This window comes from Actinoplanes aureus (genome assembly GCF_015704865.1).
Classification (GTDB): Bacteria; Actinomycetota; Actinomycetes; order Mycobacteriales; family Micromonosporaceae; genus Actinoplanes; species Actinoplanes aureus.
Genome location: NZ_JADQTO010000003.1, coordinates 208,654 through 229,551, shown reverse-complemented (window position 1 = coordinate 229,551; position 20,898 = coordinate 208,654). Strand labels below are relative to the sequence as shown.

18 protein-coding genes are annotated in these 20,898 nt (G+C 69.9%); 7 read left to right on the top strand and 11 right to left on the bottom strand.

The window, feature by feature from the left end; all coding sequences use genetic code 11:
* Together I4J89_RS06930 and I4J89_RS06925 are read left to right on the top strand one after the other, a co-directional pair.
* The gene (locus I4J89_RS06930; RefSeq protein WP_196413001.1) at window positions 1–1,038 is read left to right on the top strand and encodes an LLM class flavin-dependent oxidoreductase; all 1,038 of its coding nucleotides are present in this window, start codon (window positions 1–3) and stop codon (window positions 1,036–1,038) included.
* Between the two features lie 117 nt (window positions 1,039–1,155).
* Entirely contained in the window at window positions 1,156–1,881 is a 726-nt protein-coding gene (locus I4J89_RS06925; RefSeq protein ID WP_196413000.1) for an alanyl-tRNA editing protein, read from the top strand.
* 37 nt (window positions 1,882–1,918) lie between these two features.
* Here the strand turns inward: I4J89_RS06925 and I4J89_RS06920 are convergent, their stop codons facing one another.
* From I4J89_RS06920 to I4J89_RS06905, 4 genes are all read right to left on the bottom strand, one after another.
* Window positions 1,919–3,049 carry a sugar ABC transporter substrate-binding protein gene (locus I4J89_RS06920; protein WP_196412999.1) on the bottom strand — a complete coding sequence of 377 codons (1,131 nt, stop codon included), beginning with the start codon at window positions 3,047–3,049 and terminating at the stop codon, window positions 1,919–1,921.
* A 164-nt stretch (window positions 3,050–3,213) separates the two neighbouring features.
* Window positions 3,214–4,083, bottom strand: a complete 870-nt coding sequence (locus tag I4J89_RS06915; RefSeq protein WP_196412998.1) for a carbohydrate ABC transporter permease — start codon at window positions 4,081–4,083, stop codon at window positions 3,214–3,216.
* Entirely contained in the window at window positions 4,083–5,078 is a 996-nt protein-coding gene (locus I4J89_RS06910) for a carbohydrate ABC transporter permease (RefSeq protein ID WP_196412997.1), read from the bottom strand. Before I4J89_RS06910 ends, I4J89_RS06915 begins: the two co-directional genes overlap by 1 nt.
* An 87-nt stretch (window positions 5,079–5,165) precedes the next feature.
* Window positions 5,166–6,602, bottom strand: coding sequence for an ABC transporter substrate-binding protein (locus tag I4J89_RS06905; protein WP_230858481.1), 1,437 nt, complete (start codon window positions 6,600–6,602; stop codon window positions 5,166–5,168).
* Between the two features lie 127 nt (window positions 6,603–6,729).
* Here I4J89_RS06905 and I4J89_RS06900 point away from each other — a divergent pair, with 127 nt between their 5' ends.
* Entirely contained in the window at window positions 6,730–7,260 is a 531-nt protein-coding gene (locus I4J89_RS06900; RefSeq protein WP_196412996.1) for a GNAT family N-acetyltransferase, read from the top strand.
* 237 nt (window positions 7,261–7,497) lie between these two features.
* Here I4J89_RS06900 and I4J89_RS06895 read toward each other — a convergent pair whose 3' ends face one another.
* Window positions 7,498–8,937 carry an alpha-amylase family glycosyl hydrolase gene (locus I4J89_RS06895; RefSeq protein WP_196412995.1) on the bottom strand — a complete coding sequence of 480 codons (1,440 nt, stop codon included), beginning with the start codon at window positions 8,935–8,937 and terminating at the stop codon, window positions 7,498–7,500.
* Window positions 8,938–8,983: 46 nt separating this feature from the next.
* Complete coding sequence (locus I4J89_RS06890) at window positions 8,984–9,136, bottom strand: hypothetical protein (protein ID WP_196412994.1); 153 nt, start codon at window positions 9,134–9,136, stop codon at window positions 8,984–8,986.
* 252 nt (window positions 9,137–9,388) lie between these two features.
* Here I4J89_RS06890 and I4J89_RS06885 point away from each other — a divergent pair, with 252 nt between their 5' ends.
* Window positions 9,389–10,816, top strand: a complete 1,428-nt coding sequence (locus tag I4J89_RS06885; RefSeq protein ID WP_196412993.1) for an NAD-dependent succinate-semialdehyde dehydrogenase — start codon at window positions 9,389–9,391, stop codon at window positions 10,814–10,816.
* A 156-nt stretch (window positions 10,817–10,972) separates the two neighbouring features.
* Here I4J89_RS06885 and I4J89_RS06880 read toward each other — a convergent pair whose 3' ends face one another.
* Window positions 10,973–12,454 (bottom strand): HNH endonuclease signature motif containing protein, encoded by a 1,482-nt coding sequence (locus tag I4J89_RS06880; protein ID WP_196412992.1) that lies wholly within the window; start codon window positions 12,452–12,454, stop codon window positions 10,973–10,975.
* Window positions 12,455–13,042: 588 nt separating this feature from the next.
* Here I4J89_RS06880 and I4J89_RS06875 point away from each other — a divergent pair.
* Together I4J89_RS06875 and I4J89_RS51920 are read left to right on the top strand one after the other, a co-directional pair.
* Window positions 13,043–13,450, top strand: coding sequence for a nitroreductase/quinone reductase family protein (locus I4J89_RS06875; protein WP_230858480.1), 408 nt, complete (start codon window positions 13,043–13,045; stop codon window positions 13,448–13,450).
* On the top strand, window positions 13,389–13,655 hold the full coding sequence (locus I4J89_RS51920) for a pentapeptide repeat-containing protein (RefSeq protein ID WP_196413351.1): 267 nt from the start codon (window positions 13,389–13,391) through the stop codon (window positions 13,653–13,655). Before I4J89_RS06875 ends, I4J89_RS51920 begins: the two co-directional genes overlap by 62 nt.
* Here I4J89_RS51920 and I4J89_RS06865 read toward each other — a convergent pair.
* Complete coding sequence (locus I4J89_RS06865) at window positions 13,618–14,064, bottom strand: NUDIX hydrolase (RefSeq protein WP_196412991.1); 447 nt, start codon at window positions 14,062–14,064, stop codon at window positions 13,618–13,620. The genes I4J89_RS51920 and I4J89_RS06865 overlap by 38 nt on opposite strands.
* Before the next feature lie 38 nt (window positions 14,065–14,102).
* Here I4J89_RS06865 and I4J89_RS06860 point away from each other — a divergent pair, with 38 nt between their 5' ends.
* Window positions 14,103–14,726 carry an L-threonylcarbamoyladenylate synthase gene (locus I4J89_RS06860; protein WP_196412990.1) on the top strand — a complete coding sequence of 208 codons (624 nt, stop codon included), beginning with the start codon at window positions 14,103–14,105 and terminating at the stop codon, window positions 14,724–14,726.
* 21 nt (window positions 14,727–14,747) lie between these two features.
* Here the strand turns inward: I4J89_RS06860 and I4J89_RS06855 are convergent, their stop codons facing one another.
* The 3 genes from I4J89_RS06855 to I4J89_RS06845 all read right to left on the bottom strand — a co-directional run bounded on the left by I4J89_RS06855 (window position 14,748) and on the right by I4J89_RS06845 (window position 20,895).
* On the bottom strand, window positions 14,748–18,035 hold the full coding sequence (locus tag I4J89_RS06855) for an AfsR/SARP family transcriptional regulator (RefSeq protein ID WP_196412989.1): 3,288 nt from the start codon (window positions 18,033–18,035) through the stop codon (window positions 14,748–14,750).
* Between the two features lie 202 nt (window positions 18,036–18,237).
* On the bottom strand, window positions 18,238–19,542 hold the full coding sequence (locus tag I4J89_RS06850) for an SGNH/GDSL hydrolase family protein (protein ID WP_196412988.1): 1,305 nt from the start codon (window positions 19,540–19,542) through the stop codon (window positions 18,238–18,240).
* A 228-nt stretch (window positions 19,543–19,770) separates the two neighbouring features.
* Window positions 19,771–20,895, bottom strand: coding sequence for a lytic polysaccharide monooxygenase (locus tag I4J89_RS06845; RefSeq protein WP_196412987.1), 1,125 nt, complete (start codon window positions 20,893–20,895; stop codon window positions 19,771–19,773).
* Window positions 20,896–20,898: the final 3 nt, after the last annotated feature.

The following is a 20,898-nucleotide window of genomic DNA, read 5'->3' as shown; positions in this document are numbered from 1 at the left end:
ATGGAATTCGGTCTCGACACCTTCGGCGATGTAACGGTTGGTGCGGACGGCGAGCGCCTGCCCTACGCCCAGGTCATCCGGGACGTGGTCGAGCAGGCCGTGCTCGCCGACCGCCTCGGGGTCGACGCCTTCGGCGTCGGCGAGCATCACCGCGACGACTACGCGATCTCCGCGCCGGAGATCGTACTGGCGGCGATCGCCGCCCGGACCGAACGGATCACTCTGGGCACCGCGGTCACGGTTCTCAGTTCCGACGATCCGGTACGCGTGTACGAGCGCTTCGCCACCCTGGACGCGGTGTCGAACGGCCGCGCCGAGATCATCCTGGGGCGCGGGTCGTTCACCGAGTCGTTCCCGCTGTTCGGCTACGACCTGGCCGACTACGAGCGGCTGTTCAGCGAGAAGCTGGACCTGATGGCGCATCTGGTCGACCCGTCCCATCTGCTCGGCGACGAGCCGGTGACCTGGTCCGGCACGATCCGCCCGGCGCTGAAGGACCAGCACGTCTACCCGAAGGTCGAGTCCGGCCGGATCAGCACCCGGATCGGCGTGGGTGGCAGCCCCGAGTCGGTGGTCCGCGCCGCCCGGTACGGCCTGCCGCTGGTTCTGGCGATCATCGGCGGCGCGCCGGCCCGGTTCGCGCCCTACGTCGAGCTGTACCACCGCGCCCTCAAGGAGCTGGGCCGGCCGGAGCAGCCGGTCGCCGTGCACTGCCCCGGGTTCGTCGCCGCCACCGACGAGGAGGCGGTCGAGGTGCTCTGGCCGCACGCCAGGCGGATGCTGGACCGGATCGGCCGGGAGCGTGGCTGGCCGCCGATCACCCGGGACCGTTTCCAGGCCGACGTGACCGAGGGCGCCTGGCACGTCGGCTCCCCGGCGACGGTAGCCCGCAAGATCGCGGACACCGTGCGCGCGCTCGGCATTCAGCGCTTCGACCTGAAGTACTCGCACGGCACCCTGCCGCACGACCGCCTGATGACCTGCATCGAGCTGTACGGCTCGCAGGTGATCCCCCAGGTGCGAAAGATCCTGGGCTGACGGCGCCTGATGTCGCTGGCCTAATGTCGCTGGCTTGACCTCGCTGGCCTGATGTCGCTGGCCTGATGTCGCTGGCCCGACGTCCCTGGCCTGGAGTCTCTGTCCTAGAGTCGTCCCATGACCGAGCGTCTGGACTGGATCGACCCGACACTTCGCGAGTGGGACTGCACGGTCGTGTGGTCGGATCCGGCCGATCCGGAGGCGGGCATCGTCCTGGACCGGTCGGCTTTCTACCCAGGTGGTGGAGGGCAGCCGCCGGACCACGGCGTTTTGCTGTGGGAAGGCGTGCAGACCCGCATCGTCGACACCCGGAAGGGTGATGATCTCCATCTGATCCCGGCGCCGGGCGACCCGGTGCCGGCGGTGGGCACGATCGTGCGCGGTGCGATCGACGACGCTCGGCGCAGCAGCCTCATGCGTACCCACTCCGGCCTGCACATACTCTGCGGCACCGTGTTCCGCGACTTCGGTGCCCTGGTCACCGGCGGCAACATGCAGCCCGGCGAGGCACGGATGGACTTCAACCTGCCCGAGGTGCCGCCCGGCTTCAAACAGGCGCTGGAGGACGCGGTGAACGCGGAGATCGCCGCGGACCGGAAGATCGTCGCGCGGGTCCTGCCCCGCGAGGAGGCCCTCGCGATCCCGACGCTGGTGCGCACCCAGGACGCCCTGCCGCCGCTGGAGAACCCGGAGATCCGGGTGATCGACATCGTCGGCCTGGACGTGCAGGCCGACGGGGGTACGCACGTCGCCTCGACCGCTCAGGTCGGCCGGGTCGAGGTGGTCAAGGTGGAAAGCAAGGGCCGGCAGAACCGCCGGGTCCGGATCAGGATCGCGGACTGAGCGGCCTGCCGGCCCTGTTGACTCTGGCTGCGTCTGGCTAGGCGGCCGGGTCCTTGATGCCGGCCCGCCGGCACGCCTGCGCGAAGTCCTTGGTGCAGAGCGACTGCTTCGTGATGAAGCCGTCGTCGACCACCCGCTTGACGTTCTTGGCGGTGATCGCCTCCGGCGCCAGCGAGACGAACGGCACGTAGGCGCCCGACTCCGGGTCCTTGATCTTGTCCTTCACCGCCGGCGTGACGCCCTTGAAGAGCTCGATGGCCAGGTTCGCGGCCGCGTCGGCCTCCTTCTTCACCGCCTTGTAGACCGTCATGCACTGGTCGCCGGCGAGGATGTTCTGCAGGCCCTGCACGGTGGCGTCCTGGCCGGTGACCGGCACGACGCCGTTCAGGTTCTTCTCCCGGAGCACCTCGATGGCCGCGTTGCCGAGCCCGTCGTTGGCTGCCAGCACGCCCTTGATGTTCGGGAACTGCTTGAGCATCTGGGCGAAGATCGCGCGACCCTCGTCGTTGTCCCAGTCCTGGACGAACTGGTCCGGGCCCTTGATGTAGTCGGCCGAGTCGTAGAGCGGCTGCAGGACGCTGTCGTAGCCGGCCTTGAACAGGGTGGCGTTGTTGTCGGTGAGCGACCCGTTGAGCTGAGCGACGACCGGGGTCTTGGCCTTCTTCTGGGCCAGGCACTGCGTCAGGCCCCTGCCCTGCAGCACGCCGACCTGCTCGTTGTCGAAGCTGACGTAGTAGTCCGCGCCGCCGTTGAGGGTCAGACGGTCGTAGTCGATGACCGACACACCACGCCTTTTAGCGTTGTCGATCACGGCCTTGCCGCTGACCGAGTCCAGGTTCGCGATGAGGAGCACCTTGATGTTGTCGTCCAGCAGCTCCTCGGCGATCCGCTTGAACTGCTCGCGGTCGCCCTCGGCGTTGCGGATCTTGAACGGTACCTTGGCGGCCTCGAAGGCCCGCTCGAGATACCTCGGGTCGTCGGTGCTCCACCGCTGGGAGCTCTTGGTGTCCGGCAGGATCACGCCGACGCCACCCTCACCGGAGCTCTTCTCGCCGCTGGCGGTGGTCGCCGTGCCGTCGTCACCGGAGTCGGCGCCATCGTCACAGGCCGTGAGTGACACGGTTGCGAGCAGGCCGGCGGCGGCCAGAGCGACCAAAGACTTGCGCATGGCGATAGATGTCCTCTCAGGGTTATCCCGAGCTGCGTGGAGCCGCTGAACGGTCCGCCAAGTATCGGCCAGGGCGCCACGGGCGCAACATCGGGAGGGGGCCAGAGGACAAGATTATTCATTTATAAGGGGTGACTGCCAAACAATCACTCACGGTAGTCGCGTCATCCCTTATCCGCACCCGCGGTCAGTCCCTCGGTGAGGAGCCTCTCGGCGGCGAAGAAGATGATCACAATCGGCAGGGTGAGCACCACGGAACCGGCCATCAGGACGGTCTTGCTCACCTCGATGCCGCCGGAGAGCTGCGCCAGGCCCAGCGAAACAGTCCAGTCGGCGCGGTCCTCGACCAGAAAGAGCAGGGCGAAAAGGAACTCGTTCCAGGCGATCATGAAGACGTACAGCGCGTTCGCCATCACCGCCGGCGCGGCCAGCGGAAGGATGACCTTGCGCAGCGTCTGGAGCCGGCTGTACCCGTCGATCGCCGCGGCCTCCTCCAGGCTCTCCGGGATCGTGGAGAGGTAGTTGCGCAGCATGTAGATCGAGACCGGGACGGTCTGCGCGATGTACACCAGGGTCAGCCCGCCCAGCGAGCCACGCAGGCCGAGCCGGGTGAAGAGCACGAACAGCGGGATCGCCAGCAGGATCGACGGGAACAGGTAGACCGCGAGGAACAGGAAGTGCACCTGGCGGCGGCCGACGAACCGCATACGGCTGACCGCGTACGCGCCGGGGATCGAGACCAGCAGCGTGAGTGCGGTGGCCGCCACGGACACGATCGCGGAGTTGGCCAGGAACTTCAGGAAGCCCTGCCCGCCGCTGTCCGCCGAGGTGAGCACCTCCCGGTAGGTGCGCACGGTCCACTCCGACGGCGCGATCCAGAGCTGTCCCGGGTTCTGCAGCAGCTCCTCGATCGGCCGGATCGAGAGCAGCAGCATGTAGAGGAACGGGAAGACGGTGACCACTACCAGCACGGTGATCACGATCGGACGTACGACGTTGAGGATGCGCGTCTCGACCGCTGCCCGGTCCGCCATCAGTCCTCCCCCTCCACCCGGGGCGCCAGGAAGCGCATGTAGATCGCGAGGAGCACGACGAGGCCGAGGGCGAGCACGAGCGCCTGGGCGGCTGCGGCCCCGACGTCGAAGCGGGCCGTGAGGAACTCGTAGACGCGTACGCTCACCACCTCGGTGCCGGCGCCGCCGCCAGTGAGCAGGTAGACGTCGTCGAACTTGTTGAACGTCATGATGAACCGCAGCACGCAGAGCAGCGCGATCACGGCGCTGAGCTGCGGCAGCAGGATGTGCCGGAAGACCTGGGTCGGTGCGGCGCCGTCCACCCGCGCCGCCTCCTCCAGGTCGTGCGGGACCGCCTGGAGGCGGGCCAGCAGGAACAGGAAGGCGAACGGGAAGTACCGCCACGCCTCGAACATGATCACGGTGAGCAGGGCCAGCGGAATGTCGACCTGCCAGCCGAGCAGGTTCAGGGCGTACTCGCGCTGGCTGAGGAAGGCGATCGGCCGGTCCCAGCCGAGGAACCGCATCCCCCAGTCGTTGGCCAGCCCGAACTGGGGGCTGAGCAGGACGTTCCAGACGAATGTCACCGCCACCACCGGAGCCACGTACGGCAGCAGCACCGACGCGCGGACCAGGGTCCGGCCGCGGAACGGGGCGCGCAGGGCGAGCGCCGCGATCAGGCCCAGCACGATCGATCCGAAGGTGGAGCCGACCGTGTAGACGACGGTGGTCCACAGCGACGACCAGAAGCCCGGCGAGGTCAGCACCGTCTCCAGGTTCGTCATGCTGTACTCGCCGAACACCCCGGCCCGGCGCAGGTTGATCAGCCGGATCCGCTGGAACGCCAGCATGACGGTCCAGATGATCGGCAGTACCACGACGACCAGGACGACGATCAAGGTCGGCGAGAGGTACGCCAGCCCGGCGCGGTTCTCCCGCTGCCGGGCGGTCAGCGGCTTCTTCCCCGGCTGCGGCCTCTCCTCCGGCCGGGGCGGGGTCTCGGTCGCGAGGCTCACTCGGGGCTCACTCGGGGCTCATTTGGGGGGCTCACTTGAGGGCTCACTTGAGGGCTCACTCTGCGCTCACTCGGGCTCACTCGGGGCTCACTCGAGGGACTTCTGGATCGTCTTGACGTCCTCGGCCGCCCGCTTCGCCGCGCCGGCCGCGTCGAGCTCGCCGCTGGCCAGGCTGTTGATCGCCTTGGGCACCGGTAGCTCACCGAGGGTGGCGCCGACAAGCGCGCCCTGCTTCTGCGGGAAGCCCCAGCGCTGGAAGGTGTCCGGGCTCTTCTGCAGCGCGGTCAGAACGTCCGCGGGGTAGATGTCGGCGAGGGGCTTCTTGCTGTCCACCCCGGCCGGCAACTTGTTCCACGCGGTGGTGAACTTGTCCGCCTCCTCCGCGGTTCCCTTGCGCACCGGGATCTTGCCCTCCGGAGCGATGCCGAGCCAATCGGCGTACCCCTCGTTCATCATGTAGGCCACGAACCGCTTCGCCGCGTCGGTGCGCGGCCCGTCCTTCGTGATGGTCCAGCTGGTGATCTCGCCGAACTGGGCAGGCTGGCCCTGCGGGCCGGCGATCGCGGTGGTCACGCCGGTGTTCTTGGCAAGCCAGGTGGGGTCGCTCTTGCACTGCGCGCAGGTGGGGAGGGCGTCGTTGCGCAGTCCGGCCAGCTCGTCGAGGAGGAACGACGACCAGACCACCATGGCGGCCTTGCCGGAGAAGTACGTGGCCCGGGTGGTGTCGACGTCCTGGGCGCCCGGCACCGACCAGTTCTTCACCAGGTCGGAGTAGAGCTGGAAGGTCTCCACGCACGGCGGCGACTCGAGCTGTACGTTCTTGGCTTCGTCGACCAGCTGGCAGTTGTTGCCGAGTGCCAGGTTCTCGAAGGTCTGCTGGGTGAAAGCGTCGTTCCCGACCGTGGCCACGGTGATACCGGCGACGTCCCGCGAGTTGAGCTTCTGCGCGGCCGCGCGGATCGCGTCGTACGTCTCCGGGACGGCCAGGCCGGCCTGCTGGAACAGATCCTTGCGGTAGAAGAGCAGTTGCGCCCAGCCGTCCGAGGGCACCGACAGCTGCGTGCCGTCCTGGCTGGTCAGCTCAAGCGCGCGGGCGGAGAAGGTGCCGCGGCCGAGCTGGTCGACGACCGCCTTGGCCGCGTCGGTGTCGATCAGCTGATTGGTCGCCATCTGCGCCACCGCCGCCAGCGGGAGCGCGCCGACCACGTCGGGCAGCGTTCCGGCCGCCGCCGCGGAGGTGATCAGGCTGCTGAACTGGTTCTCATCGGTCGCGACGAGCTTCACCTGGATGCCGGTGTCGGCGGTGAACTTGTCGACGATCTTCTGGGTGGCCTGCATCCGGTCGGTCAGGTTCTCCAGGCTCCAGACGGTGAGCGTGCCACCGCCCTCTTCACCCTCGTCACCGCCGCCGCAACCCGCGACGGTGGCAGCGAGCAGAAGCGCTGCGGCCGCCGTACCCCATCTTGGCAGTGCCTGTTTTGATCGTGCCCATCGTTGCTGTACCCATCGTGACCTCGTCGTCATGATGTCCTCCCCGTTGCGCATCGATGACGGAGAAACTTCTCTGACGGTAAGCCCGGCGCCCGGGTGGCGCGACCCGAAAACACAACGCGACCCGAGAACACAATGCGACCCGGACACAATGGAGTACATGACGCTGAAGCTGCGCGTGGCCACGCATGAAGACCTGCCCCAGTTACGGGCGCTGATGGCGGCGGCGATCGCCGATCTGCAGACGCAGTTCCTGAGCCCGGAGCAGATCGCCGCGAGTCACGCGATCATGGGGCTCGACACGCAACTCGTCGACGACGGGACCTATTTCGTCGTCGAGGAGGACGGGGTGATCGTGGGCTGCGGCGGATGGAGCCGGCGGGCCACCCTCTACGGCGGCGATCACTCCGCCGGCCGGGACGCCGCGTTGCTTGACCCGGCCCGCGATCCGGCGAAGGTGCGCGCCATGTACACCGATCCCCGCCACGCCCGGCGCGGCGTAGGGCGGATGATCCTCGCTGAGTGCGAGACCGCGGCGGCGGCGGAAGGGTTCTCCAGGCTGGAGCTTATGGGCACGCTTTCCGGGCAGCCGCTTTATACGGCGGCCGGTTTCGTGGTGGTCGAGCAGCTGGAGGACGACCGCGGCGGCGTGCCTGTGCCACTCGTCCGGATGCGCAAGCCGATCCCCTGAGCGGTCAGAACCCGGGCCGGCTGGGCCGGGCCGCCGCGCGCACCGCGGTGACCGTCGGGTCCTTGTCGGCGCCTCCGCTGGTCCGCTGGTTCTGGAGGCGTCCGCTCCCCGAGCCCGTCCGATCCCGGCCGGTCCGCTCTGCGCCGGTCCGCTCTGCGCCGGTCCGCTCTGTGCCGGTCCGCTCTGCGCCGGTCTGCTCTGCGCCGGTCTGCTCTGCGCCGGTCCCATCGGGACGAGCTATGCGAGCCACGCGGCGGCGTCGCGAGGGAGCCGGCCCTCCGCGGTGAGTGGCTCACTGGTCAGCAGGGGTGTGCCGGGCGGCAGCGGCACCTGCGCCGAGCCCATCGCCACTACCAGCGTCAGGCCCGGGCGGCGGGCGATCAGCCGGTCGTCGCCGTCGACGGACCACTCGACCGGGTCGTCGGCGGAGAGGACGCCCTCGGCGTGCAGGCGTTTGCGCAAGGCGATCGCATCGCGGCACAGCGGCAAGGTGGGTGAGGCCAGGTGGCCGTCCCAGCCGTCCGGGACCGGCAGCCAGGGCGGCGCGGATCCAGGTGGCGAGAAGCCGTCCGGCCAGGGCAGGGGTACCCGGCATCCGTCGCGGCAGATGCCGGAGCGCCTCCACGCCGGGTCCTGTCGTGCCTCGTCCGGCACGTTCACCTCGGGCAGGCCGTACTCCTGGCCCTGGTAGAGGTAGGCGGCGCCGGGCAGTGCCAGGACGGTGAGCAGGGCGGCGCGGGCGCGGGCGGGGCTGCCGTACCGGGTCGGTGTGCGGATCACGTCGTGGTTCTCCACCACCCAGGTGACCGGGGGATGCCGCAGTAGTCGTTCGCCGGTCTCCCGCCAGACGCGGGCGTCCCACGGGGCGATCACGAAGTCGAAGGCGAACGCCTGGTGCAGACGGTCCGGCGTGACGTACCGGGCGGCCCGGTCCGCCTCCAGGTTCACCTCGCCGATCAGGGCGCGGGGCGGATCGTACGCGTCGGCGAGCGCCCGCCATCGCCGGTAGACGTCCGGGGTCTCCGGCTGGTCGCAGGCGAGCGGGTTGGTGCGCAGCCGTCCCGGCGCCGGATGCACGCCGGGCGGCAATGACGGCAGGCCGGGCGCCTTGAACAGCCCGTGCGCCACGTCGACCCGTAGTCCGTCGACGCCCCGGTCGAGCCAGAAACGCAGCACGTCGTCGAAGAACGGCGCGGTCCGTGGATCCCGCCAGTTCCAGTCCGGCTGCTCGGGGGCGTACAGATGCAGATACCAGGCGCCGTCCGGGGCCTGGCTCCACGCGGGCCCGCCGAAGACGCTGGGCCAGTTGTTCGGCTCAGCGGCGAAATGGAACCGCGCTCGCGCGTCGGGGTCGCCCACCAACGCCTTCTGGAAGATCGGATGCTCGGACGAGCAGTGGTTCGGCACCACGTCGATGATCACCCGCAGACCCAGGTCGTGCGCTCGGGCGAGCATCGCGTCGAACCCGGCCAGATCACCGAAGAGCGGATCGACGTCGAGGTAGTCGCTTACGTCGTACCCATGATCTTTTTGGGGTGAACGCTGGAACGGTGTCAGCCAGATGGCGTCGGCGCCCAGCCCGGCGATGTGCCCGAGGCGGGCCGTCAGGCCCGCGAGATCGCCCACGCCATCCCCGGAGCCGTCCGCGAACGAACGCGGATAGACCTGATAGACCACCCCGTCCCGCCACCACGTGGCGGGACGGGCAGCGGGTAAGGGCGGCTCAGTAACGGCGGCGTCCCTGGAGCCGGTCCATCAGTCCGCGAAGGCGCTGCTGGTTCTGCGGCTTGGCGGCCTGCCGCCGGCCCTGGTCGATCAGCTTGCGGCCGCGCGGGCTCTGCAGGAAGGACTGGATGCGCTGCGCGAGTGTTGTCATGGTGCCAATGTGCCCATTCCGGGCCGCCGCCAACCCGCGCTGACGTGCCGGGTTACGTGGCGCGGCGTGGCGATCCGGACCATGCTGAGGTTCGAGCCAAGCTGAGATCCGGGCCAACCTAGGGACCCGGACCATGCTGGGATCCGGACCAAGCTGAAATCCGGACCAAGCTGGGACCCGGACCAAGCTCAAATCCGGACCATGCTGGGATCCGGACCATGCTGGGGCTGGGACCGAGCGTAAGGAGCTGTTGTGGAGACCGAACTGTTCATCGGTGGCAAGTGGGTGCCGGCCTCGGCGGGCAGCCGCTTCGACGTGCTCGACCCGGCGACCGGCGACACCGTCGCCTCGGTCGCGGACGGCGGCGAGGTGGACGCGATCGCCGCGGTGGACGCGGCCGCGGCGGCGGGTGCGGCCTGGGCCGCGACACCTCCGAGGGTACGGTCGGAGGTCCTGCGCAAGGCGTTCGAGCTGATGACCGAGCGGGCCGGCGACCTGGCGAAGCTGATCAGCCTGGAGAACGGCAAGGCCCTGGTCGACGCGAAGGGCGAGGTGACGTACGCGGCCGAGTTCTTCCGCTGGTTCGCCGAAGAGGCGGTCCGTGGTGAGGGCATCGTGGCGACCGCGCCGTCCGGGGCGAACAGAATCCTGGTGGTACGCCAGCCGGTCGGCGTGTGCGTACTGGTGACGCCGTGGAACTTCCCGGCTGCGATGGCCACCCGCAAGATCGGTCCGGCGCTCGCCGCCGGGTGCACGGTGATCCTCAAGCCGGCCAGCGACACTCCGCTGACCGCGCTCGCGATGGCCGCCATCCTGGCCGAGGCCGGCGTGCCGGAGGGCGTGGTGAACGTGCTCCCGTCCCGCAGTTCCGGCAAGGTGGTCTCGGCGATGCTGCGCGACCAACGGGTACGCAAGCTGTCCTTCACCGGCTCCACCGAGGTGGGGCGAATCCTGCTGGCCCAGGCCGCCGACAACGTGGTCAACACGTCCATGGAGCTGGGCGGCAACGCGCCGTTTGTGGTCTTCGCCGACGCCGACCTGGACGCCGCCATCGAGGGCGCGATGATCGCCAAGATGCGCAACGGCGGCGAGGCGTGCACCGCCGCGAACCGGTTCTACGTCGAGTCGCCGGTCGCTGAGGAGTTCGCCCGGCGGCTCGCGCAGCGCATGTCCGGCCTGGTCGTCGGGCCCGGAACGGACGAGAAGACCCAGGTCGGCCCGCTGGTCAACGAGGACACCGTGGCCAAGGTGGACGGGCTGGTGCGGTCCGCGCTGGACAGCGGCGCTGAGGCGGTGACCGGTGGCAGCCGCCCCGAAGGGCCCGGCTTCTACTACCCGCCGACGGTGCTGACCGGGGTGGCCGCGGACTCTCCGATCCTCCGCGAGGAGATCTTCGGGCCGGTCGCGCCGATCGTGACGTTCAACAGCGAGGACGAGGCGGTACGGCTGGCCAACGACACCGAGTACGGCCTGGTGGCGTATGTCTACACCGGCGACCTCGCTCGCGGTATGCGGGTGAGCGAGGCTATCGAAGCCGGCATGGTCGGGCTGAATCGCGGCCTGGTCAGCGACCCGGCGGCGCCGTTCGGCGGGGTCAAGCAGAGTGGCATCGGTCGTGAGGGGGGCCATGACGGGTTGCTTGAGTACCTCGAGTCGAAGTACATCGCCGTGAACTGGTGATCGCGCACATCGCCCATGCCGGCGATCCGGCGATCCGGCGATCCGGCGATCCGGCGATCCGGCGATCCGGCGATCCGGCGATCCGGCGATCCGGCGATCCGGCGATCCGGCGAGGAGTATTACGTCGCGGTGCGGTGCGGTGCGCTCGACCTCTAGTCACGTGCGCAGGTGATAAAGGTTCGTGCGTGGTGTGCGTTGCGGATCGAGCCAAGCCGGGGGCAGGAATTCCGGACGGCCGTCCTGGGCGGGCCGGATCTCCCAGCCCGAGTCACCGTGGACGACGCGATGGTGGAACTCGCACAGGAGGGCGAGGTTGGCCAGTTCGGTCGGCCCGCCCTCCGACCACGGGATCACGTGGTGGGCGTCGCACCAGCGCGCTGGGCGATCACAGCCTGGGAACGCGCAGCCTCGGTCCCGGGCGATCAGGGCCCGGCGCAACGGTCCGGTGACCAGGCGACGGGTTCGGCCCGCGTCCAGTACCTGGCTGTCGCCGTCGAAGACGAGCGGTAGCACCCGGGCGTCGCATGCGATCCGGCGCACGGTCGCGGCCGACACCGAGGCTCCGCTGTCCAGGATCCCCGCTCCGAGGGTCTGCCGCAGCGGGTCGAACGCTACGGTCACCGCCAGCTGCGGCCGGTCACCGCCGTTGTCCGGGAGGTCACCACCGGCCAGGACCAGCCGGCACACCTCGACCAGCGCATCCGCCCGCCGCTGTCCGGGCGTCCGGTCCTCCACCAAGCCGGATGCCATCTTGATGCCGGACGCCGTCTCGAAGCCCGGTGCAGGCTCGAAGCCCGGCGCAGCCTCGACGCCCGATCCCGTCTCAAAGCCCAACCCAGTCTCGAAGTCCGGCGCAGCCTCGAAGCCCGACCAAGGCTTGATGCCCACCCCAGTCTCAAAGCCCGCCCCAGTCTCAAAGCCCGAACCAGTCTCGGAGCCGGGCGCAGACTCTGACCCGGATTTGGGCGCAGGCGGCAGAGCGACCGGGCGGCAGAGCGGGTCAAGGGCCGCGGCCACGGTGGCGGCAGCCTGGCTGTCCAGGAGCCCGCGGACCCGGACCCGGCCGTCGCCGAGCGGACTCAAGGTCAGATAGCGCTGTTCGTATGCCTGTCGCTCCGCACGCTGCAGGCGAGCTTCCTCTGCCGCGTCCACGATCTCTGGGGCGATGTGTTCCAGGATTCGCCGTCCGGAAGTACGCAATCCGCCTGGATCCAGCCGCGGTGCCCACTCGATCAGAGTGGCGGCCGCATGCTCGCGGGTCGGCGGATCCAGATCTTTCGGCAGGTCTCCCAAAGCGGCCGCGATCGCCGTCAGCTGCTCCGCGTTGACCTTGCCGGCGGTGACCGCGGAATCGAGCAGGGGGTCGGCGTCCAGCAGCTTGGCGTGGGCGACCATCCGAGCGGCGCTGCCGGGGTTGATCCGCAACCGTCCGCGCAGCCAGACCGTCGTTGAGGTGGCCGCATGGGACGTGGGAATGGCCCGGCCGTCGATCTCGCGAACGGCATGCAGCAGGGCGGCGTGCAACAGCTGCTGCGCGGCGTGCAGCCCGTCCAGCAGGGCGAGCAGGTCGCTTTCGGGTAGCGGCCACATCGACGCCTGCGCGCACGCGGCGGAAAGCTCGGTGAGTTGCTGCACCATCCCTTGCACGCCAACATCTTCGAACACATGTACGACAATTTCCCGAGCCGGGAGAGGCGATCTGCCGGCAGTCACGAATGGCGCACAAGCTTGGCGCCGCCGTGCGCGGAATGCGCGGAGTGCACGACAGACCCGCGCTGAGCGCGCCGGGCCAGAGACACCAAGGCGGCGGCTCAAAATGTGGAACCTCGATGGCCCTCGATGTCTGCCCGCTGATACGGGGCCGCCACTCCGGAGCCGCAACTCACGGGCCGCTCATACTGGGTCGTCACTCTCGGGCCGCCACCCGCGGGCCGCTCCTACCGGGCCGCCACTACCGGACCTCCTGCCGGAGCCTCGCCACCGGCCCCCTGCCGGGCCTCCCCCTGCCGGGCCGCCACCCGCGGGCCGCCACTACCGGACCTCCTGCCGGGCCTCGCTACTGAGCCTCCTGCCAGGGCCCGCTACTGGGCCTCCTGCCGAAGCCTCGCCACCGGCCCCCTGCCGGCCACCACCTGCCGGACCACCGCCCACCGGACGTCGCGGACGACGCCGGCGAGAACCGCCGGCGTCGATGCAAGAACGTCGATGCAGAGGCAGAGTAAGACCATGGGACTGCTTCAAAACCTCATGATCAAAATGCACAAGCGCACCGGCGACCGCTTCCAGGGGATGGATCTGCTCTATCTGACAACCGTGGGAGCGCAATCCGGCAAAGAACGCCGAACGCCCGTGGCTCGCTTCAACGACGGCGGCGACGGCTGGCTGGTGGTCGCCTCAAACGGCGGCCGGGCCCAGCATCCGGGCTGGTACCACAACATCCGCGCCCACCCCGATCAGGTCTGGGCCGAGGTGTCCGGGCGCAACGTACGGGTACGGGCCGAGAAACTGGACGGCCCACAACGCGACACCGCCTGGGAGCAGATCACGGCAGCCCAGCCCCGCTTCGCCGGATATCAGCGCAAGACCCAGCGGCCGCTGCCAGTGCTCCGCCTCTCCCCCGCCGAGCCCAGCTGAGTCCGCCAAACCCAGCCATCCCCACCAGAACGCAGAACTGAGCAACACAGAACTGAGCAACACAGAACTGAGCAACACAGAACTGAGCAACACAGAACTGAGCAACACAGAACTGAGCAACACCCCAGACCCGAGCACGACCCCAAACCCGAGCACGCCAAAGCTGATCAGGACGAAAGCACCCGAACCACCTCCGCCAAATTAGGCGGCTCCAACCGATCCGGCAACGACTCCAGGTCCCCCAAACTCACCCAGGCGTGTTCGAGAAGCTCACTCTGCTCGTACTCCAAAAGTCCCTCCCGGACCACCGCCGGCCGTGACGTGCCGTATCGGGCTGTGAAGAACTGCTCGATCCCGGCGAAACGCCGGCCCTTCCACCAGGTTTCGCGATGGACGTCGACGAATTCCCGGCCGATCGCGGCCGGGTCCAGGCCGGTCTCCTCGGCCAGTTCCCGCCGGGCCGTTTCCAGGGGCGTCTCCCCGGGTTCGATACCGCCGCCGGGCGGTTCCCAGAGGCGCGAGCCGTCGGTCGGATCCTCCCAATGCAGCAGCAGGATCCGGTCGTCGGCGTCGAAACAAATCACCCGAACGGCTGGCCGGTAAACAGGGTCCATGATCAGACCCTAGGCCGCGTGTCATTAGGCTACTGAGAGTGGCCAGATACTTCGACGTGCACCCGGACAATCCGCAACCCCGCAGCATCCACCAGATCGTGGAGCTGATCCGTGCGGACGGTCTGATCGCCTATCCGACCGACTCGTGCTTCGCGCTCGGGTGCCGAATGGGCAACAAAGACGGGCTGGACCGGATCCGGACGATCCGGCATCTCGACGACCGGCACCACTTCACCCTGATGTGCCACGACTTCGCGCAGCTGGGGCACTTCGTGCAGATCAACAACGCGCTGTTCCGCGCGGTGAAGGCGTCCACGCCGGGGCCGTACACGTTCATTCTGCCGGCCACCAAGGAGGTGCCGCGGCGGCTGCTGCATCCAAAGAAAAAGACCGTCGGGGTACGCATCACCGCGCACATCACCGCGCAGGCGATCCTGGCCGAGCTGGGCGAGCCGCTGGTCTCGAGCACGCTGCTGCTGCCCGGTGAGGCGGAACCGATGACGCAGGGCTGGGAGATCAAGGAGGCCCTGGATCACTCGGTGGACGCGGTGGTCGACTCCGGTGAGTGCGGCACTGAGCCGACCACGGTGATCGACCTGTCCGAGGGCACACCCGAAATCCTGCGAGTCGGCGCGGGTGACCCGGAAAGGTTCAGCGACTGAGAGATTTAGCGACTGAGAGACTCAGCGACTGAGCTCAAGCTTCGCACGCAGGGTGGCGGCGCCCGGGTGGTCCAGCTTCTCCAGGAGCGCGAGCGCCTGCCGCCACTGCCGGGTGGCAGCGTCCCGGCCACCCGCGGCGGCGTACGCGTCCCCGAGGTGTTCCCGGATCTCCGCCTCGTTGAGCAGGTCACCCGCCGCCCGATAGAGCTCCAGCGCACGGCGGTAGCCGGCCACCGCCTTCCCATGGTCGCCGAGGTGGTGGTGCGCCCAGCCGATGCTGTCCCAGGCGGCCGCCTGCCCGTACCGGTCGCCGAGCTCGTGCTGCAGCCGCAGCGCGTCCTGACAGTGCCGCAGCGTCAGGTCGTAGTGGCCGTGATGCCCCAGGTACCAGCCGAGCGCGTTGAGCGCCCGCGCCTCACCGACCCGGTGCCCGGCTCCCCGGTACAGATCGAGGGCCCGGGACGTGTGCCGCAGGCAGTCGTCGTAGCGGTCCTGCTGTTCGCGCATCCAGCTGAGGCTGAACAGCGTGTGCGCCTCCCCGACCGGGTCACCGGCCGCCTGATAGAGCCGGTCCGCCTCCGCGTAGTGCGGCTCCGCCTCCTCGTAGTGGCCCAGCTGGACGTAGCCACGGGCGAGGACCCGCTGGGCGAGAGCCTCGGCGCGTACCTCACCACGGCGCCGGGCGGCCGCGACAGCGATCTCCTCGACGGCGATCCAGTCGTCCCAGTGGCCCTGCCGGTCCAGAAAGTCGATCAGCACCCAGGGCAGCCGCCAGCCGTAGTCCTGCCAGCCAGAGTCGCGCGAGCCGAAGTCGTGCCAGCCGTAATCGTGCCAGCCGTAATCGTGCCGGCCGTAATCGTGCCAGCCGTAATCGTGCCGGCCGTAATCATGCCAGCCGTAATCGTGCCAGCCGAAGTCGTGCAAGCCGTCGTCCTCGCCGCTGCGACCGTCGTCCTCGCCCACCATGCGGATGAGAGCCATCAGATTGTCGTGCTCGGCACCGAACCACTCCAGCGCGGCGGCTTCGCCACCGATCGCTTCAGGCGCCACGCCGGGCGGCACCGGAGGCAGCCGCAGCGGCTCGCGCTGCGGATCAAGGCACAGCGCGGCGGCATGGCCGGTGTGCAGATGGTGGTCCAGCAGGCGGCGCACCGCCGGGTCGCGTTCGGCGCGCGGCAGCAGGCTTTCGGCGTACGCGCGAAGCAGCTCATGCATGTCGTAACGGCCCGGCCGGTGCTCGCTGATCAAGCTGGCCGCCACAAGCTCGGCCAAGGCCGCAGCGGCCCCAAACGCCTCGCCGGCCGATCCCCCAGCGCCGGCGGGTCGCGAAGAGCGGGCCGTGTCGCCGGACGTTCCCGCAGCGCCACCCGCCGTCTCCGCATGACCGGGCGCATCGCCGATCAGAGACGCGGCGGCCGCTGCGGAGATGTCCGGACCCGGGAAGGCGCCGAAAAGCCGGAACAGCCGGGCCGCGTCCGGGCTCAGCGCGCGGTAGGACCAGGAGAACACGCTGCTCGGATCGGTCGCCTCGTCCGGGCCGCGCAGCCCGTCGAGGCGGGACGCGGAGATCTCGGCGGCCAGTTCGGCGAGCGGCTGGCGGGCGCGCATCGCGGCCCGTGCCGCCACCGTGACCAGCGCGAGGGGTAGCCCGGCGGTGGCGTCCATCAAGCCGGCGACGGTGCACGGCTCAGCGGCGAGGCGACCCGCCCCGAGTCGCCCGGCGAGCAGTTCCCGGGCGTCGTCGCCGTCGAGCGCCTCGAGCGGTACCGGCAGCGCGCCGGGTGTGGCGACCAGGCCGATGAGCCGGTCCCGGCTGGTCACCACGACCGCGCAGCCGTCGGTTCCGGGCAGCAGCGGGCGCACGTGATCGGCGTCGCGCGCGTTGTCCAGCACGAGCAGCATCCGGCGGCCGGCCAGGAGGCTGCGCAGCAACCCGGCCCGGGCGTCCAGGCCGGCCGGGACGGGCCGGTCCGGGACGAGCGCGACGATCAGGTTGCGGGCCGCCTCTTCCGGGCTCATCACGTCGCACCGGTCGTATCCGCGCAGGTTGAGGTGGAGCTGGCCGTCCGGGAAGTGGTGTCGTGCCCGGTGCCCCCAGTGCACGGCGAGCGCGGACTTGCCCACCCCGGGCGGGCCGGTGATGACAGCGACCCGCATCCCACCACCCGACACCCGGCCCGAGAAAGCACCACTCGAGAAAGCACCACTCGAGAAAGCACCGCCCGAGAAGGCACCGCCCGGCCGAGCACCGTCCGGCAAAGCACCGCCCCGAGCACCGCCAGGTAAAGCACCGCCAGGCAAAGCACCGCCCGAAGAGGCACCGCCCGAATGGGCACGGTCCAGATGGGCACGGTCCAGATGGGCACGGTCCAGATGGGCACGGCCTGGATTGACGGGATCTGGTTCGGTACGCCCCAGCAGCGCATGATCCAATTCGGCCAGCTCCGCCCGGCGCCCGGTGAACGCCATCGCGTCGGCGGGCAGCTGGGCCGGTGCTCCAGGCCGGGCTACCGGCCCGGACGACCGGCCCGGCTGCCCCGCCCCGGGCCGGCCATCGCCGCGCAGGATCCGGGTATGCAGGTCGCTGAGCTCGAAGCCCGGCTCGCTGCCCAACTCCTCCGCGATCGCATCCCGGGTACGCGCGAACGCCTCCAAAGCCTGCGCCGGCCGCCCAGCCGCGGCGAGAGCGTTCATCTGCGCCGCGATCAGCGCCTCGACGGTCGGGTGCTCGGCTGCATACGGGGCCAGCCGCTCGGCGACCTCCTCGGCCCGCCCCAGCCGCAACCCGGCGCGGCCCAGCCGGGCGAGGACGTCGAGCTTCTCCCGGGCCAGGGTGTAGCGGACCCGTGCGGCCCAGGCCCCCGGCACCCCGGTGAGCGCCTCGTCGCCCCAGTCCCGCAGCGCGTCCAGGAGCAGCTCGGCGGCCGAGTGGTCGTCGCCGGCCTCCTCGGCGGCGCGTGCTTCGAACACTTTGCGACGGGACCGGTGCAGGTCGACCAGGTCGGGTTCACAATCGATCAGGTAGCCGCCGGCCGCGTACCGCAGGGTGTCCGGGCCGAAGACCGGGTCGAGGACGCGGCGCAGGCGGGTGGCGTACGGCGCGATCGGTGTGCGCGAGGTCGGCGGGGCCTCACCCCAGACCCGGTCGATCAGGGTGCTCACCGGTACCACCTGCCGGGGCGTGAGCAGCAGCGCGGCCAGCACACATCGCTGTTTGGCCGGCCCGAGGTCGATCCCGGCGTCCGCCTCGCCTGCCTCCGGGCAGGAGTCGTCGACCAGCCGTACCGGTCCCAGCAGCCGCCACCGCATCCGCTCGTTCCCCCGTGAACCTCTTCGGAGGTGACACGATCACCCACGATGCAATCGTTTTGCAAACCGTTGTCGGCACCATGGTTCGGCGTCCACGGGTACCACGGGGGGTCGTGGGCGCTCGGACGTCCTTGACGGGCGTCCTTGAAGGGCGATGCCGGGAGCGGCCTCAGGTCGTTCCCGGCGCCCGGAGACCACCCGCTCAATCCGCGAAGAGCTCCAGTGGCACCGCCTCCGCGAGCGCCGCCATCCCGGCGTCGTTGGGGTGCAGGTGGTCGCCGCAGTCGTAGGCCGGCAGCATCCGTTGCGGATCGGCCGGGTCACGGATCGCGGCGTCGAAGTCGATCACCGCGTCGTACTCGCCGGCGGACCGCATCCACGCGTTCAGCCGGTCCCGTTCCGCCCGGTTGTCCGGCTTGTCGTAGCTGCGCCCGGCCCCGCCGAAGGGCAGCATCGTGCCGCCGAAGATTCGCAGCCCGGCTGAGCGCGCGCGGGCGACGAGCTCCCGGTGCCCGGCGATCAGGTCGTCGGCGGTGGTGCCCGGTACCCGGCCGAGGTCGTTCACGCCGATCAGCGTGATCAGGTAGCGCACGCCGGGGTGGGCCAGGACGTCCCGGTCGAGGCGGCGGCGCGCGGACGGCCCGCTGTGCGCCGCCTCGGTGGCCCGCCCGGTGGGCTCCTCGAAACCGCTGAGCAGCCGGTTGCCGCTGATTCCGAGATTGATCACCCCCCGTTTGGCAGGCCGATATCCAGTGACAGTGCGAAATCCGGTAGAGCCATCGCCGGCCAGCAGGCGGGTGGCGAGCAGGTCGGTCCAGCGGTGGTTGGCGTTCTCCTGGGTGTTCACCCCGACGGTGATCGAGTCGCCGATCGCCGCGATGGTGGCAGCGGACCTGGTGGTGCGCACGCTGACGCCGGCCAGCAGCAGGTAGCGGCCCACCCGCCACTTCACGTCCGGCTCGGTCGCGGCCGTGACGTCCCCGTCGGCGAACACGGTCGACTGGAAGGAGCGCGGGCTCACCGTACCGATCGGGGTGCGCTCCGGCAGGTAGAGGCTGATCGCCAGATCGGCGCCGGGCGGCACGATGAGGTCGGCCGGGTCGCTGGTGAGGGCGCCGCCGGCCGGGAGGACGGCCCCGGTGCGGCCGTTGAAGGTGAGCGGCCGGTCGGTGCCCGGCACGATCGCGGTGCTCCCGCCGCTTCCCCGGCGCAGCGCGATGCGGGCAGCGCCGATGCGTACGGGTTCGGCGCCGAAGACATTGGTCAGGCTGACGGCCGGCCGGTCGCCGCCGAGGCTGAGGTGGACGACCTGTCGTATCGTCTTGCCCGCCACGATGATCACTTTGCCGGGCTTCACCGCGGTGGGGGCGGTGGCCCAGGTCGCGACCCGGGTCGGCGTCCGGTGCACCGGGGCACGCTGGCCGGCGGCGCCGGGTGTGGCGGCCAGCAGAGCGGTGCCGGTGCCGCCGAGCAGCAGGGCCCGCCGCGTGGTGGCCCGGCCGAGCAAGGCCCAGTCCTGCGGGCCCCACGCCGGTCCGGCCGGGACACGCTCAGCCTGGCCAAGGCCGGGCCAGCCGCCGGGCCTGATGAGAAAGTTCTTCCGCTTTATGTCGATAAAGTATGTTCTCGTTGGATGGCCCGTCAAGCCATCCGGAGACGAACAGGCCCCCGGCGGTGCGGCAACAGCCACACCACCGAGGGCCAGCGGGTTTGACGCGGTACTTCAGCCGATGAGTCAGCCAGTCGTGCAGGTCAGGTTGTTAACGCTCGGCGCGGTCGCCCCGGACGCCAGGAACCCGAACGTCACGTAACCGTTCGCCGGAACCGACGCGTTCCACGTCTCGTTCGTCACGCTGACGAGCGAGCCGCTGCTTGTCGACTTCCCGCTCCACACCTGGGCCAGGGTCTGATTGCCCGGGAAGGTCCAGGAGATGTTCCAGCCGTTCACCGGGGTGGCGCCGGCGTGAACCATCACCTCGCCCTGGAACCCGCCGCTCCAGGCGGACTTCACCGAGTACATCGCGCTGCAGCCACCGGTACCGGGGTTCGGGCCCGGCGAGCTCGGCGCGGGACTGGACGGCCCCGGGTTCGAGGGCTGCGGGCTGGACGGCTGCGGGCTGGACGGGCGAGGGCTCGGCGACTGGGTGCCGCCGTTACCGATCCCGGTGACCTCACCGTTCCCGCCGTCGAAGACCACGTCCGAGCAGCCGTAGAAGGTCTCCGTGCTGTCCGAGCGCGACCAGACCGAGTAGATCAGGTGCTTGCCGGTCTTACCGGCCGGCAGCCTGCCGGTCCAGTAGTAGTGCCCGTCGTCGGTGCCCGGCCCGCCGTTCGCCGGCGGGTTGGTCACCTGGTCGAACGGGGTCGGCTCGAGATCCGTCCAGGCCAGCGGCTTGGTCGGGTTGTAGCCGTCCTTGGTGATGTACAGCGAGAACGTACCCGGGTGTTTTGCCCAGTTGTTGTACTTGACCTGGATGTTCGCACCGGCCGTCAGGTGCGTGGTCGGCCAGTCGTTGCGGGCCAGGTTGAACCCGGTGAAGTTGTACGGCCCACCCGTCCCGCCACTGCACAGCTGGCCGTCCGGGAGGAACCCGTTGACCCGCCCCGCCCCGTCCGAGCGGAGCACGGCGAACCAGTTGTAGAGCGAGGTCACGCCGCTCTGCGCCACCGCGGCGGCACAGGCCGGGTTCTTCGGCTCGATCGCACCGGTCTGCGGGTTGCGCCCGTCCTGATAGCAGAACCAGGTCCGGCTGCCCGGCACCTGAATGGCGCCGTGCGCGGAAGCGGGCGTCGACGGAAGTGCCAGGAGTCCGGCCGCGGCGGTGAACAGGACCACCGCGGCCATACGAAGGAGTCTCATCTG

Bases quoted from the DNA above. Each gene is read 5' to 3' on its own strand.
- I4J89_RS06930 (WP_196413001.1), top strand. From the start codon at position 1: ATGGAATTCGGTCTCGACACCTTCGGCGATGTAACGGTTGGTGCGGAC.
- I4J89_RS06925 (WP_196413000.1), top strand. From the start codon at position 1,156: ATGACCGAGCGTCTGGACTGGATCGACCCGACACTTCGCGAGTGGGAC.
- I4J89_RS06920 (WP_196412999.1), bottom strand. From the start codon at position 3,049: ATGCGCAAGTCTTTGGTCGCTCTGGCCGCCGCCGGCCTGCTCGCAACC.
- I4J89_RS06915 (WP_196412998.1), bottom strand. From the start codon at position 4,083: ATGGCGGACCGGGCAGCGGTCGAGACGCGCATCCTCAACGTCGTACGT.
- I4J89_RS06905 (WP_230858481.1), bottom strand. From the start codon at position 6,602: ATGACGACGAGGTCACGATGGGTACAGCAACGATGGGCACGATCAAAA.
- I4J89_RS06900 (WP_196412996.1), top strand. From the start codon at position 6,730: ATGACGCTGAAGCTGCGCGTGGCCACGCATGAAGACCTGCCCCAGTTA.
- I4J89_RS06890 (WP_196412994.1), bottom strand. From the start codon at position 9,136: ATGACAACACTCGCGCAGCGCATCCAGTCCTTCCTGCAGAGCCCGCGC.
- I4J89_RS06880 (WP_196412992.1), bottom strand. From the start codon at position 12,454: ATGGTGCAGCAACTCACCGAGCTTTCCGCCGCGTGCGCGCAGGCGTCG.
- I4J89_RS06875 (WP_230858480.1), top strand. From the start codon at position 13,043: ATGGGACTGCTTCAAAACCTCATGATCAAAATGCACAAGCGCACCGGC.
- I4J89_RS06865 (WP_196412991.1), bottom strand. From the start codon at position 14,064: ATGGACCCTGTTTACCGGCCAGCCGTTCGGGTGATTTGTTTCGACGCC.
- I4J89_RS06855 (WP_196412989.1), bottom strand. From the start codon at position 18,035: ATGCGGTGGCGGCTGCTGGGACCGGTACGGCTGGTCGACGACTCCTGC.
- I4J89_RS06845 (WP_196412987.1), bottom strand. From the start codon at position 20,895: ATGAGACTCCTTCGTATGGCCGCGGTGGTCCTGTTCACCGCCGCGGCC.